General features: G+C 61.8%; 13 protein-coding genes. 2 read left to right on the forward strand and 11 right to left on the reverse strand.

What is annotated here, in order from left to right:
- Window positions 1-168: 168 nt before the first annotated feature.
- The 9 genes from bamC to ACN9M3_RS24435 all read right to left on the reverse strand — a co-directional run bounded on the left by bamC (window position 169) and on the right by ACN9M3_RS24435 (window position 8108).
- Window positions 169-1323 carry an outer membrane protein assembly factor BamC gene (bamC, locus tag ACN9M3_RS24395; RefSeq protein WP_426318897.1) on the reverse strand — a complete coding sequence of 385 codons (1155 nt, stop codon included), beginning with the start codon at window positions 1321-1323 and terminating at the stop codon, window positions 169-171.
- Between the two features lie 13 nt (window positions 1324-1336).
- Complete coding sequence (gene dapA, locus ACN9M3_RS24400) at window positions 1337-2215, reverse strand: 4-hydroxy-tetrahydrodipicolinate synthase (protein WP_426318898.1); 879 nt, start codon at window positions 2213-2215, stop codon at window positions 1337-1339.
- Window positions 2216-2289: 74 nt separating this feature from the next.
- Window positions 2290-2847 carry a class I SAM-dependent methyltransferase gene (locus tag ACN9M3_RS24405; RefSeq protein WP_426318899.1) on the reverse strand — a complete coding sequence of 186 codons (558 nt, stop codon included), beginning with the start codon at window positions 2845-2847 and terminating at the stop codon, window positions 2290-2292.
- On the reverse strand, window positions 2840-4042 hold the full coding sequence (locus tag ACN9M3_RS24410; RefSeq protein WP_426318900.1) for a tryptophan--tRNA ligase: 1203 nt from the start codon (window positions 4040-4042) through the stop codon (window positions 2840-2842). The genes ACN9M3_RS24405 and ACN9M3_RS24410 overlap by 8 nt, the downstream gene beginning before the upstream one ends.
- 4 nt (window positions 4043-4046) lie before the next feature.
- The gene (locus tag ACN9M3_RS24415) at window positions 4047-4712 is read right to left on the reverse strand and encodes a site-2 protease family protein (protein WP_426163530.1); all 666 of its coding nucleotides are present in this window, start codon (window positions 4710-4712) and stop codon (window positions 4047-4049) included.
- 75 nt (window positions 4713-4787) lie between these two features.
- Entirely contained in the window at window positions 4788-5411 is a 624-nt protein-coding gene (locus ACN9M3_RS24420; RefSeq protein ID WP_426163532.1) for an L-threonylcarbamoyladenylate synthase, read from the reverse strand.
- A 3-nt stretch (window positions 5412-5414) separates the two neighbouring features.
- Window positions 5415-6284: a protease HtpX gene (htpX, locus tag ACN9M3_RS24425; protein ID WP_426163534.1), complete on the reverse strand. Its 870-nt coding sequence runs from the start codon at window positions 6282-6284 to the stop codon at window positions 5415-5417.
- A gap of 72 nt (window positions 6285-6356) precedes the next feature.
- The gene (locus ACN9M3_RS24430; protein WP_426163536.1) at window positions 6357-7190 is read right to left on the reverse strand and encodes a 3',5'-nucleoside bisphosphate phosphatase; all 834 of its coding nucleotides are present in this window, start codon (window positions 7188-7190) and stop codon (window positions 6357-6359) included.
- A gap of 42 nt (window positions 7191-7232) precedes the next feature.
- The gene (locus tag ACN9M3_RS24435; RefSeq protein WP_426163538.1) at window positions 7233-8108 is read right to left on the reverse strand and encodes an alpha/beta fold hydrolase; all 876 of its coding nucleotides are present in this window, start codon (window positions 8106-8108) and stop codon (window positions 7233-7235) included.
- A gap of 98 nt (window positions 8109-8206) precedes the next feature.
- On the opposite strand from ACN9M3_RS24435, the gene ACN9M3_RS24440 reads away from it, so the two are divergent.
- Together ACN9M3_RS24440 and hslO are read left to right on the forward strand one after the other, a co-directional pair.
- The gene (locus tag ACN9M3_RS24440) at window positions 8207-8731 is read left to right on the forward strand and encodes a gamma carbonic anhydrase family protein (protein WP_426163540.1); all 525 of its coding nucleotides are present in this window, start codon (window positions 8207-8209) and stop codon (window positions 8729-8731) included.
- 5 nt (window positions 8732-8736) lie between these two features.
- A complete protein-coding gene (gene hslO, locus ACN9M3_RS24445; protein ID WP_426163542.1) occupies window positions 8737-9684 on the forward strand; it encodes an Hsp33 family molecular chaperone HslO in 948 nt (315 codons plus the stop codon).
- 86 nt (window positions 9685-9770) lie between these two features.
- On the opposite strand, the gene ACN9M3_RS24450 is transcribed toward hslO, so the two are convergent.
- Window positions 9771-10889, reverse strand: coding sequence for a hemin-degrading factor (locus tag ACN9M3_RS24450; RefSeq protein ID WP_426163544.1), 1119 nt, complete (start codon window positions 10887-10889; stop codon window positions 9771-9773).
- Window positions 10890-10902: 13 nt separating this feature from the next.
- Window positions 10903-13137, reverse strand: coding sequence for a TonB-dependent receptor domain-containing protein (locus ACN9M3_RS24455; RefSeq protein WP_426318902.1), 2235 nt, complete (start codon window positions 13135-13137; stop codon window positions 10903-10905).
- Window positions 13138-13204: the final 67 nt, after the last annotated feature.

Genomic DNA, 13204 nt, shown 5'->3' on the forward strand with positions numbered 1-13204 from the left:
CGCAGGGAAAAGAAACCAGCCTTCGGGCTGGTTTTTTTTCGCCTATAGTTTTATGAAAGTCGGGGTCAGGTCTGGCAATCGGACATTAATGTCCGATTGCCAGACCTGACCCCGACTTTTAATAAAAAAGCCGGCTTGCGCCGGCTTTTGATTTATTGGCTTCCGCCCTTATTTCAGCTGCTCTTGCAGCAGGGTCAGGATTTTCTGCCCGACCGGCGAAGCTTCTGGCTTGTTCTGGTTATTCCACACCGAAACCTGGGTGGTGTTGACCGAATCCGAACGCACCGAGATGCGATAGCGCTGCGCTTCCTTCTCTTTATCCGATGCGCCGAAGCTGAACAGCTTGCTGAACCAGCCGCGGGTATCGGTGGCATCGTTCACGAAGCGCACGAAGTACACGCCCTGCACGCGGTCGCGGTCTTCCACGGTGAAGCCGGCGCGATCCAGCGCCAGGCCCACGCGGCGCCAGGTGCGCTCGAAGCCTTCGTCGGTCTTGATGAAGGCATCGGCGCCCTCGCCCACCAGCACGGCGTGCTGCGCCTGGACGGCCGCATTGTCGACCGAAGTGCGCGCGGTCGCCTCGTCGGTCGTGCCGCCCAGCTTGGTCATCAGCTTGGCCAGGAAGATCGCTTCCAGGTTCGGGTCGCTATTGCGGTTGGTCCACATGGTCGACTCGTTCTGCGCGCCGGTCACGACTTCCTTGGTGCCGCGATGGCTGATGTAGATCTCGGTTCCGCCGGCTGGGTTGCGCTCCAGGCGGGTGCGGTACTTGTCGCGCTCGCCGCTCGAGTACAGGCCGTCGAAGACCTTGCCGATCGTGCTGCGGATGAAGTCCTGCGGGATCTTGGCGCGGTTTTCATTCCATTCGGTTTCCATCACGCCGGCAGTGGCATCATCCACCGCCAGGGTGAAGCCCGACTCTTCCCAGAACGTTTTCAGCTGCGGCCACAGGGCTTCCGGGGTCTGCTGCACCACCAGCCAGCGCTGGTTGCCGGAACGCTCGACGCGCACGGCGCTATTACCGGTGCTTGCCACTTCGTTGCTGCTCACGGCAGCGCCAGGGGTGGTTCCGCGCGCAGCCTGGTAGCCGGAAGCAGTCGCCACGCCGCGGTCATTGCTTGGCAGCGAGTAGCGGTTGTCCTTCGACAGCTGGGTCAGGTCCGGCGGCACGTCCAGCGTGCTGGCCTTCTTGGCCGACTTGTAATCTACCTTGGTTTCGCCGACAACGGACTGCACCATGCCGCAACCGGTCAGGCTCAGCATCAGGGCGCCAACGACGAGCCCGCGCTGCGGGGTCTGGGAAACGATCTTGCGAATAGTCATGTGAAAAAGAAGATTAGTTCAGCACACCGGATTCACGCAGGGCAGCGCGGACGGTCTCGTGATACTGCTCTGCCAGCGACACCAGCGGCAGGCGGATACCCTTCGGCATCTTGCCCATTTCCGCCAGCGCCCACTTGACCGGCACCGGGTTCGGTTCGATGAACAGGTGCTGGTGCAGCGGGAGCAGTTGGTTGTTGACGGCAGTTGCCTTGGCGGCATCGCCAGCCATCGCGGCTTCGCACAGTTCGTGCATCTGGCGCGGCGCCACATTGGCCGTCACCGAGATATTACCCTTGCCGCCAGCCATCATCAGGGCGATGGCGGTCGGATCGTCGCCGGAATACACGGCGAAATCGGCCGGCGCGCGGCGCAGCAGGTCGTAGCCGCGGGCGATATTGCCGGTCGCGTCCTTGACGCCGATGATGTTCTTGATCTTGGCCAGGCGCAGGATGGTGTCGTTGCTCATGTCGGCAACGGTGCGGCCCGGCACGTTGTACAGGATGACCGGCAGGTCCACCGCGTCGGCGATGGCCTTGAAGTGCTGGTACATGCCTTCCTGGGTTGGGCGGTTGTAGTAAGGAACCACTTGCAGCGAAGCGTCGGCACCGGCGTTCTTGGCGAAACGGGTCAGTTCAATGGCTTCCGCGGTGGAATTGCCGCCGGAACCGGCGATCACCGGGATACGGCCGCCAACGCGCTCCACGGCAGCCTTGATCAGCTCGCAATGCTCGGCCACGCTGACAGTGGCGGATTCGCCGGTGGTGCCGACGATGACAATGGCGTCCGTGCCTTCGGCGATATGCCAGTCGATCAGCGCGTTCAGGCCTGGATAGTCGAGGCTGCCGTCCGCGTGCATCGGGGTTACGATTGCTACAATGCTACCCTTAATCATAGGAAACCAATTGCAATAAGAATTAAAACGACGATTGTAGAGCATACCCTGCACCCGTGGTGCATTTTGGTCGCTCAAAATGACGGCAACAGCGCCGCCTCCCTTGGAAACTCCCCTTTCACGGCACAAATCCTCTGCACCATGGCCGGTTTCGGAGTATTAACGACGCCATCTTCGAATGCGATGACACGCAAACCATGCATTCTAGCCAATTCCAACAATTCTCCCGGCTGTAACAAAAAGGCCGGGTTTGATGGTTTGCCGAAGGCCGCATTGCCATCGGCGAAAGTCTCGTAAATCAGCATGCCGTTCGGCGCCAGGCTGCCCAGCATATCGGCCAGCAGCGGACGGTGCAGGTAGTTGGTAACGACGATGCCGGCAAAGCGCGCCGGGCCAAAGGGCCAGCAGGCACCCTCCTCTTCCAGGTCGATCTGGCTGGTGACGATGCCGGCGCCGGCCGCGGCAGCCAGCGCCTCCCCGTCGCGATCCACCGCCACCACGGCGTGGCCAAGCGCAGCCAGGTGGCGCGAGTGGCGCCCGCTGCCGCAAGCCAGGTCCAATACCTCGCCATTGGGCACCAGCGGCGCAAATCGTTCCACCCAAGCTGAAGGTGGGGTTAAAACATCAGCCATAACTCAATCCCATTGCTTCGCGCACATCGCGCATCGTTTCCTGCGCCAACTTGCGCGCTGCTTCATTGCCGTCCGCCACGATGGCGCGCACCAGGGACGGGTCGTTCAGGTAAGGCTGCGCACGCTCGTGCATCGGCTCCTGCTCTTTGACAATGGCATCGATGACCGGCTGCTTGCATTCGATACAGCCGATACCGGCCGATTTGCAACCCTTCTGCACCCATTCCTGGGTCGGGCCGTCCGAATACACCACGTGGAATTGCCACACCGGGCAACGCTCCGGCTCGCCCGCATCGGTGCGGCGCACGCGCGCAGGGTCGGTTGGCATGGTGCGGATCTTCTTCGTCACCGAGTCCTTGTCCTCGCGCAGGGCAATTGCATTGCCGTAGCTCTTGGACATCTTGCGGCCATCAAGGCCCGGCAGGCGGCTGGCCTCAGTCAGCTTCGCTTGCGGCTCAACCAGGATCAGCTTGCGCGCGCCTTCGAGATAGCCGAACAGGCGCTCGCGGTCGATCATCGACAGGTTTTGCGCATCATCCAGCATGGCTTTCGCCTGTTCCAGCGCGGCGTCGTCACCCTCTTGCTGATAGGCGGTGCGCAATTCGTTGTACAGCTTGGCACGCTTGCTGCCCAGCTTCTTGACCGCGTCCTGCGCCTTTTCCTCGAAGCCCTTCTCTTTGCCGTACAGGTGGTTAAAGCGGCGCGCGATCTCGCGCATCATTTCGACGTGAGGCACCTGGTCGTCGCCAACCGGCACTTCGCTGGCGCGGTAGATCAGCACGTCGGCAGCCTGCAGCAGCGGGTAGCCGAGGAAGCCATAGGTTTGCAAGTCCTTGTTGGCCAGGTTGTCGATCTGGTCCTTGTAAGTTGGCACGCGCTCCAGCCAGCCGAGCGGCGTGGCCATCGACAGCAGCAGGTGCAGCTCGGCGTGCTCCGGGATTTTCGACTGGATGAACAGCGTGGCCTGGGTGGGGTCGATTCCGGCGGCCAGCCAGTCCACCAGCATGTCCCAGGTGGATTTTTCGATGATGGACGGGTCGTCGTAATGCGTGGTCAGCGCGTGCCAGTCGGCCACGAAGAACAGGCAAGGCTGCTCGGACTGCATCCTGATCCAGTTCTTCAGCGCGCCATGGTAGTGGCCAAGGTGCATGCTGCCCGTCGGGCGCATGCCGGAAACGACGCGGTCGGGGTACATGGTGTCAGCTCAGGAATGGTCGGAACGGCAGTTCGATCAAGGTCATCACAATTCCCACCAGTGCTCCTACCATAGCGCGGAATGGGCCGGTGTTCAGCAGGAGGATAATGCCGATGAAAATGATCGGTCCCAAGCGCTCGATGCTGGCGAATTTATACGCCAGGTCGCGTGGAAGCAGCGAAGTCACGATTCGGCCGCCATCAAGCGGTGGTATCGGGATCAGGTTAAAGGCGCACATAACTGAGTTCGCAATGACACCAGCCTTGCACACTTCAATCGGAAAACGCTCGGTTACGCCCAAATTGATCATCAACACGAGCAACAGCATCCAACCGAGACCCATTGCAAAATTAGCTGCAGGCCCTGCAGCGGCTACAAAGCCCATTTGCTTCTTCGGATTGCGCAGGCGATTGAAGTCGACCGGGACCGGCTTGGCGTATCCGAATGCCATATTCAGCGGCGACAGCAAAAGAAGAACCGGCAAAATGATAGTGCCGAACAAGTCAATATGACGCATCGGATTTGGCGTCAGACGGCCCAGCTTTTCGGCAGTGTTATCGCCAAAGTAGCGGGCCACATAACCGTGCGCAGCTTCGTGTAGAGAAATCGCAAATAGGACAGGGATCGCGTAGACCGCAATGTTGCGGATAACCTGGTCAAAATCGTTCATAACTGGGATTCTATCAGAGGGCTTCGACCGCTCCGCCAGCCACCTGCACTGGGGGCGAATTGAGGAATGAAGGGTTCAAAGTCCGAGGGCGGCGCAGTCGCCGCAGCCGCGCCGGATCAGTTCTGGCTCGTCGCCAGTCAGGTCCACCACGGTGGTCGGCTCGAAGCTGCAGGCGCCACCGTCAATCACCAGTTCGACCTGCTTGCCAAGCCGCTCCAGCACCATATCTGGGTCGGTGAGCGGTTCGTCGTCATCCGGCAGGATCAGTGTGGTGCCCAGCAGCGGTTGCCCCAATTCTTCCATCAGCATTTCGGTGATGGTGTTTTTCGGCACCCGCAAGCCGATGGTCTTGCGCGAGGGGTGCGACAGGCGGCGCGGCACTTCGCGCGTCGCTTCCAGGATGAAGGTGTACGGGCCGGGCGTCACTGCCTTCATCAGGCGGAATTGTTTGTTGTCGACCCGGGCGTAGGTGCTGATCTCGCTCAGGTCGCGGCATAACAGGGTCAGGTGGTGCTTCTCGTCGATGCCGCGGATGCGGCGCAGCTTTTCCACCGCCGCCTTATCGTCCAGGTGACACACCAGCGCATAGCAGGAATCGGTCGGCAGGGCGACAATGCCCCCGCCGTGGATGATTTGCGCCGCTTGCTTGATCAGGCGCAGTTGCGGATTGTCTGGGTGTACCTGGAAGAATTGGGTCATGTTTTAGCGCAGCTGTTGCAGGGCTGCGATGCGTTCTTCAATCGGAGGATGGCTGGAGAACAGCGCCGCCCAGCCACTCGGCGAGGTGATGCCCGATGCCGCCATCCCTTGCGGCAGTTCGCCCGGATGTACGCCGCCCAGGCGCGCCAATGCATGCTGCATCGGCACCGTGGAACCCAGCAAACGCGCTGAACCGGCATCAGCACGGAATTCACGCTGGCGCGAGAACCAGGCAACAATCATCGAGGCGACCAGGCCAAACAGCAGCTCGCACACGAAGACGGTGACCATATAGCCAATCCCCGGGCCGCGGCGCTCTTCATCCTTGTTCAGCATGCCGTCCACCACCGAGCCGACGATACGTGCGAGGAACACCACGAAGGTATTCACCACGCCCTGGATCAGGGTGAGCGTCACCATGTCGCCATTCGCGATGTGCGCCACCTCGTGGCCCAGCACAGCCTCGACTTCTTCCTTGTTCATCGACTGCAGCAAGCCGGTGGAAACCGCCACCAGCGCGTCATTCTTGAAAGCGCCCGTGGCAAAGGCATTGGCGTCGCCTTCATACACGGCCACTTCCGGGCGGCCGATGCCAGCCTTGTCCGCCAGGGCATGTACGGTAGTGACCAGCCACTGCTCAGTGGAATCCTGCGGCTGCTCGATGACACGCGCGCCGGTCGACCATTTGGCCATGGGCTTGGACATCAGCAGCGAAATGATCGAGCCGGTGAAGCCAACCACCACGGAAAACGCGAGCAAGCCGCCCATGCTGGTGCCGGAGCCAGGGCGTCCGATGCCCAGCAGCGACAAGACAATCGACAGTACTACGACAACCGCAAGGTTGGTGGCAATAAAAAGGATGATGCGTTTCATAGAGTGGGCCTCCGGACAACTTTACCGAACGTTAATCTATGGTCAGCAGTAGGGATTTACAAGCCCCCGAGTTCAGAACCAGTCGTGCCACACTGGCGTCACATTGCCAGGCAGCGGCGGCAGCAAGCGAAAATCTACCCGTGCCTCGCCTGGCGCATGGAAATCAGTCCCGCGCGAAGCCAAAAAGCCATAGCTATTGGCCAGGTTGGCATATTTCGGATATTGGTCCGGCGTATGCGAGCCGGTGACGACCTCGATCGCCGTCCCGCCAAGCTGCTTGAACTCATCGAACAGGATACCTTCCTGCATCGGCGTAAATTTATAGCGCCCCGGATGCGCAATCACCGCGATCCCGCCCGCGCCCAGGATCCAGCCCACTGCATCCTGCAGCGTTGCCCAGCGATGTTCAACATACCCCGGCTTGCCCGGCGACAGGTACTTGCGGAACACTTCCGACACCGACGAACAAACGCCCTGCTCCACCAGGAAGCGGGCGAAGTGCGTGCGCGACATCAAGGCCGGGTTATCGACGTAAGTCAGCGCGCCTTCATAGGCGCCAGGAATGCCCGCCAGCTCAAGCTGACGCCCGATCTCGCGGCCGCGATTGTCGCGTCCCGAGCGGGTCTCTTCCAGCCCCTTCACCAGCGCGGGGTTGTTTTCATCGATTTGCAGGCCGACGATATGCACCGTCTCACTGGCCCAGGTAATGGAAATTTCCACTCCCGTCACGAAGCGCATCCCGTAAAGCTGCGCGGCTGCGCGAGCAGCAGCGACACCGCCCACTTCATCATGGTCTGTCAGGGCCCAGACATTCACGCCCGCCTTATGGGCATGCTCGGCCACTGCCGCAGGGGGCAGCACACCGTCGGACACGTTCGAATGGCAATGGAGGTCTACGTTCAGCATACTGGTTGCAATGTTGCGAAGGTTTCATTGTACGCTGAAAGCTCAGGCCAGGAATTCCTCCAGCATTTCCGCCAGCATTTCCGGCTGGTCGTGATGCAGCATATGGCCGGCATCGGGCATCATTTTCGGCGTCACCCGCGCCAGGTGGCCCAGACGGCGGTCGATTTCGGCGCGCGCCTCGTCCTTGGGGCCCATCCACAGCCACATATTGGTGTCTTCCGCCTCCACCCACAGTACCGGCGCCGTGATTTTCTTCCAGCAGGCCAGCACTTCTTCAACGCGGTACAGCGAAGGGCCGGGGCGCTTGTGCACCGGGTCGCCCAGGATTTCCCAGCGGCCGTCGGCATTCTGGGCCGACCAGTGGCTGGCCAGGAAAGCGGCACGTTCGTCCGACAGGCGCGGGTTGGTTTTTTGCAGGCGAGCCGCCACGGCCGCCTGCGAGTCGTAGGTGCGCATTTCAGGCTCCACCAGCAGTTCATCGAGCCATTTGCGCATGCGCGACGGCGCCTGCTCCGGCACGGTCGCTTTCAGGCCGAAGCCTTCCAGGTTGACCAGGCGGCGGATGCGTTCCGGGCGCACACCCGCGTACAAACTGACAACATTGCCGCCCATGCTGTGGCCCAGCAGGTTGACTTCCCCCTCCGGCTGGTAATGACGCAGGATGGCATCCAGGTCAGCCACATAGTCGGGGAACCAGTAGGTATCCGTGCCATTGCGTTCGGTCAGGCCAAAACCGCGCCAGTCCGGCGCGATCACATGCCAGTCGCCCTTCAGGCAGTCGACCACGAACTGGAAGCTGGCGCCCACATCCATCCAGCCATGCACCATGAAGACCTTGGGCGCACCTTCTCGCCCCCAGTGCAGCACGTGGGTACGCTTGCCGCGCACGTCGATAAAGTCGGAACGGGATGGAATCATGGTGCCTGCCTCGAAATGGGTGAAACAGAATAATAGCACGACCGTTCTAAAATCTGCTTGGCGTACAATAGCGCCACTTCCCTCCTACCGGACCATCCATGACAATTTACCAGCTTGGCGAACATGCGCCAGAGATTGATGCTTCCGCTTTCGTGGCGGAGAATGCGACCTTGATCGGCAAGGTGACCTTGCACGCGAACAGCTCCGTCTGGTTCGGCGCAACCATCCGCGGCGATAACGAGCGCATCACAATCGGTGAAAACAGTAATGTGCAGGAAGGTACGGTGATGCACACCGACATGGGCTACCCGCTCACGGTGGGCAAGGATGTGACCATCGGCCACCAGGCCATGCTGCATGGCTGCACCATCGGCGACGGATCGCTGATCGGCATCCAGGCGGTAATACTGAACGGCGCAAGGATCGGCAAGGGTTGCCTGGTCGGCGCCGGCGCCCTGGTCACCGAGGGCAAGGAATTTCCCGACAACTCGCTGATCGTGGGCGCTCCCGCCAAGGTGGTGCGCCAGCTGACAGAGGAAGACGTGGCGCGCCTGATCGGCAGCGCCGACAGCTATGTCAAACGTGGCCAGCTGTTCAAGTCGCAACTGAAAAAGATTGGATAAAAACAATGACGAACACCCCCGATACCCTGCAGAAGTTTGTTTTTGAAGACGCCGCCGTGCGCGGTGAGCTGGTCGATATCTCCGCCACCTGGCGCGAAATCGTCGCCCGCCACCACTACCCGGTCGCGGTCAAGCGCCTGCTGGGGCAAATGGTGTCGGCGGCCGCCCTGCTGTCGGCCAACCTCAAGTTCAACGGCTCGCTGATCATGCAACTGCACGGCGATGGCCCGGTACGCCTGCTGGTGGTGGAATGCGATTCCGACCTGCGCATGCGCGCCACCGCCAAGATGAATGCCGAATTCGCGATTGCGGAAGATGCCGGCCTGCAGGCGCTGGTTAATGCCCAGGGCCACGGCCGCTTCGTGATCACACTGGACCCAGCCGAGAAAGTGCCAGGCCAGCAGCCATACCAGGGCATCGTGCCGCTGGACGGCGACGACGTGGCAACCGTGATCGAACATTACATGCTGCGTTCCGAGCAGCTCGACACCAAGCTGTGGCTGGCGGCCGACGACCAGGTTTCGCGCGGCCTGCTGCTGCAAAAGCTGCCGCTGCATGGCGGCAAAGCCGAAGCCACCGCGCACGCCGCCGAAGTATCTCAGGAAACCTGGAACCGCGTGGTGATGCTGGGCGACACGCTGAAGGAAGCGGAGATGCTGGAGCACGGCATCGATGTACTGCAGAAGCGCCTGTTCTGGGAAGAGACCCTGCGCGTGTTCGAGCCGTTGCATCCGCAATTCCACTGCTCCTGCACCCGTGAAAAGGTCGGCAATATGCTGAAGATGCTGGGCCAGCAGGAAGTGGAAGACGCCCTGTCCGAGCAAGGCAAGCTGGGTATCAACTGCGACTTCTGCGGCAAGCACTACGAGTACGACGCCGTCGACTGCGCCCAGCTCTTCGTCACCGACGCCCCCGCCGAAGCCCTGATCCACGGCTCGGAAGCCAAGCACTAAACCGGTGAAGCGGTGTCTGACCCGCAGGGTCAGACACCAGGCCCGTGGCCGCCGCGTTCCAGTGTCTGCCCCCGCGGGTCGGACACTTAGAGCGCCCGCGTCAAATCCACCCACGCTTGCGGCTGCGGCTTGGCGCGCTCGCGAACCCCGAAGAACGTCACCACCAGCTCCCCGTCCTTGTCGAAGAACTCGACCGACGTCACGCCCGCCCGCTGCACCACGTACCCGCTCTTGAGCGCAGTCTCGCGAATGTGCAGGTTGAACTCCGGATCGAGCACGTTATACCAGTCACCGCTCGCAGCTGTCTTGCTGATCTTGCCGCTGTAAATCTGTGTCGCCGCGCCATTCCCCAGGAAAGCCATGATCGGCAGCTGCTGCTTCGCTGATTCGTCCAGCAGCTTGCGTAAAGCCTGCGGGCCAATCTTCTGAGCCAAGCCTTCCGGCGCCAGTCGCAATGCCTGCTCACGGCTCATTTTGAACTCGCTGACGATGCGGTTGAACTGGTGAACATCGGTCATTTCCTTCCATGCGAGCTGGAATTCCTTCACGTCTACCGCGCTATCAGCCAATTCCGCCGCCTTCGGCGCAGCAGCAACAATCTTCAGCTCCCCCGTCTGCTGCGGATGCCTGAAGTCCGCCACAATCTTGTCGAACACCGCCACGCCGGCCTCGCTCTTTACGTAGACCTTGTGCGCCGCATTGCCCTGCGCATCAAAGAACTGCAGGCTGCGGCTGGTCGTACCATCGCGCCCCGGCTGCACCACCGCGAATGCATGCTTCCAGTTCGCGAAATGGAAGCGCATGTCGATCTCACCGCCCAGGTAGCCGCCGGCCACTGCGCGGAAGCGCTCCTTGTCGCTGAACGATTCCGGCTTGGCCTTGGTCGCGACGCCGGTGCGTTCCAGCACGCCGTTCTCATTGCGGGTCAGAGCCAGAACGGTGCCAAGGTCCAGCGCGCGGATCATGATGTCGTTCACCGCGTGGTCCGCATCCGACAGTCGCGTCACGGTCTTGCCGATGCCAGTCGCCAGCAGCTCCGCTTCGGAAGTCCCCAGCGTGCGCGCCGCGTCGCGGATCTGCAGCTTGGGCTGCTCGGCACGCAGCGTGGTCCAGCGATCGGCCAGTGACGCCGCGCTTACAGTCCCGGCAGCAATTGCGATGAGGCCGGTCAACACCAGCAGAGCGTATATCTTCTTCGTCTTCATGTTCTTCTCCTTATCAGTACATCAGTTTGAAATTGACGGCTACGTGACGGCCAGGGCGCGCCTGTCGTTCGATCTCGGCCTGCGTGGCTGCCGTGGTGCCGGCAGCCAGCGTGCGTACGGCTGCGTAGTCCCAGTACTTCTTGTCGCCCAGGTTGTAGATGCCGGCGTTTAGTTCCGCATGTTTGCCAAGCTTCCAGTAGCCGGCCAGGTCGACCACCGTTGCAGCAGGGACAGCGAAATAAGCTGCCGGCTGCGACTGCGCTGCGGCCACCTCGGTCTCCGCCTGCTTGCCACGCGTGTGGAAGGCCGTCAGCGACGCGCCGCCGCGCTTCTGCGGGTCATCCCATGCCAGACTGGCCGTGGTTTTGTAGGGCTGGATCGAGTTCATGCCGGCCTTCTTGCCGGTGCGCTGGTTCTCCAGCGAGCCGCGCGATGCGCCGGACGCCAGCGAGGCGCTGAAGCCTTGCAGCGCGGGCGTCAGCTTGCCGAGCTCCGCGACCGCAGAGAGCTCGCCACCCCAACTGCGCGCATTGCCGATATTCTCCGGCCGGAACAGGCCAAAAGTGATGGTCGGGAAATTGATCGGATCGGCCGGCTGGGCCACGTACTCGATGAAGTCCTTGTAGCGGTTGTAAAAAGTCGATGCGCTCACGGTCAGCCAGCCTGCCGCCCGGCCGCGCATGCCAAGTTCGAAGGCATTGCTGCTTTCCTTGCCCAGGTTCGGGTTGCCCAGTGTCGCGTAGCCATTGCCGGCACCGGTGTAGCTGAACGAGTCATAGGTGCCGGTGCGTTCCGCGGCGGTCGGCATGCGATAGCCACGCGTGAATTTGCCGTACACGTCGAAGTCAGGCGTCACCGCTACCGTCAGGCCGAGGCTCGGCGACAGGTAGCTGTCGCTGTCCTCCTTGATCTCCTTCGCCGCACCCGGTACTGCGATCACATAGCTCTGAAGGTTCTTCGGCTCGAGCTTGCGGTATTCCGCGCGCAAGCCCGGCGTCAGTGTGGCACGCAGGCCACCCAGGGGGAACACGTATTCGCCGCGCACGAAGGCCGACAGCTTCAAGGTGTCCATGTCCGCCATGCGGTTCTTGTTGGTGACCTGATGCGCGCCGGTCGCAAGCACCACGCGGTCCTCGCGCCAGGGGCGGCGCGATTCCTGGTCCTCCACTGTCGCACCAAACGCAAGGCTGTCGCTGCCGAACTGTCGCGTGGCGTTGGCCGCCAGCCCTTTGCTCTTATTGAGGAATGCGGTGTCAATGCTGCGCGCGTAGCGTTGAGAGCCAACGACGTAGGCCGCATTGGTGTGATCCTCCACCCGGGCATCCTGCACGTAGGCACGGCTCTCCACCAGCCACGGGCCTACTGCCAGTTCATGCTCCACGCTGATGCGATTGCGGCGCGTGCGGGACGATTGCATGGCGCCTTGCGGATAAGAGGCGCCCAGCTTGTTGTCGAACGCTCGATCATGTTCGGCGCGGAAGCCGTCAAAGGTGAAACCCAGCTTCTGGCCCGGTGCCAGGCGCCACGCCAGCTTCGCCAGCAGCGCGTCCGAATTCCAGTCGTCCGGATTGGGCGCCACACTGCCTTCGCTTTCTGTCTGTTCGCCGCTGCGGTGCACGGCCACAGCCAGTGCCTGCAAGTCGCCAAATTGCCCCGCACCGGTCAGCGCATGAAGGCGCGCATTGTTGGCGCCATGGTAGCCAGCCTTGTATTCCGCGTACGCCGGCTTGTCGGCGCTGACGTAATCCGACGGCGACTTGGTCACGAACGATACCTTGCCGCCCAGGCCCTCGCTGCCGCTATCGGCCGACGTGCTGCCTGCGCCAATCCGCACTTCGCGAAAAGTCTCTGGGTCAAAGTAATCACGTCCCACGCCGAAGCTGTTCAGCGTCGAACTGTCCGGCCGCGGCGCGGCATCAGGCAGGGCGATGCCATCGAGGTCGAGGCCAATGCGGTTGCCTTCCACGCCACGGATATTGAAGCCGGTATTGCCGGCGCCGTCCCAGATATTCGCCCCACCGCTCAAGGCAGCCGGCACGGTGACCAGCGTTTCGTAGCGGGCAATCTGCGACATGTCGGTCACGCCGCGTTTATCCAGTTCGCGCGCGTCGATGGTCTTGGTTTCTTCAGGCTTGGCGGTGACGAGGATTTCGCCGAGGCGGGTCGTCTCTTGTGCCTGGGCGTGCGCGCCCAAGGCAGCAGCGAGCAACAGCGCAAGGCGCTGTGGCCGCAATACGGATGCATTCATGATGTTCCAGTCGTGAGTCAGTCAAATGCTGGCTCAAGGCTGGCACGGGGAACCTGTATTTTAATGA

This window comes from Pseudoduganella sp. R-43 (assembly GCF_049913255.1).
In the GTDB taxonomy this organism is placed as follows: domain Bacteria; phylum Pseudomonadota; class Gammaproteobacteria; order Burkholderiales; family Burkholderiaceae_D; genus Rugamonas.

Coding starts and splice junctions, on each gene's coding strand:
- hslO (WP_426163542.1), top strand. CDS start 8,737: ATGACGAACACCCCCGATACCCTGCAGAAGTTTGTTTTTGAAGACGCC.
- ACN9M3_RS24410 (WP_426318900.1), bottom strand. CDS start 4,042: ATGTACCCCGACCGCGTCGTTTCCGGCATGCGCCCGACGGGCAGCATG.
- ACN9M3_RS24455 (WP_426318902.1), bottom strand. CDS start 13,137: ATGAATGCATCCGTATTGCGGCCACAGCGCCTTGCGCTGTTGCTCGCT.
- ACN9M3_RS24430 (WP_426163536.1), bottom strand. CDS start 7,190: ATGCTGAACGTAGACCTCCATTGCCATTCGAACGTGTCCGACGGTGTG.
- ACN9M3_RS24440 (WP_426163540.1), top strand. CDS start 8,207: ATGACAATTTACCAGCTTGGCGAACATGCGCCAGAGATTGATGCTTCC.
- ACN9M3_RS24405 (WP_426318899.1), bottom strand. CDS start 2,847: ATGGCTGATGTTTTAACCCCACCTTCAGCTTGGGTGGAACGATTTGCG.
- ACN9M3_RS24415 (WP_426163530.1), bottom strand. CDS start 4,712: ATGAACGATTTTGACCAGGTTATCCGCAACATTGCGGTCTACGCGATC.
- ACN9M3_RS24450 (WP_426163544.1), bottom strand. CDS start 10,889: ATGAAGACGAAGAAGATATACGCTCTGCTGGTGTTGACCGGCCTCATC.
- dapA (WP_426318898.1), bottom strand. CDS start 2,215: ATGATTAAGGGTAGCATTGTAGCAATCGTAACCCCGATGCACGCGGAC.
- ACN9M3_RS24420 (WP_426163532.1), bottom strand. CDS start 5,411: ATGACCCAATTCTTCCAGGTACACCCAGACAATCCGCAACTGCGCCTG.
- bamC (WP_426318897.1), bottom strand. CDS start 1,323: ATGACTATTCGCAAGATCGTTTCCCAGACCCCGCAGCGCGGGCTCGTC.
- ACN9M3_RS24435 (WP_426163538.1), bottom strand. CDS start 8,108: ATGATTCCATCCCGTTCCGACTTTATCGACGTGCGCGGCAAGCGTACC.
- htpX (WP_426163534.1), bottom strand. CDS start 6,284: ATGAAACGCATCATCCTTTTTATTGCCACCAACCTTGCGGTTGTCGTA.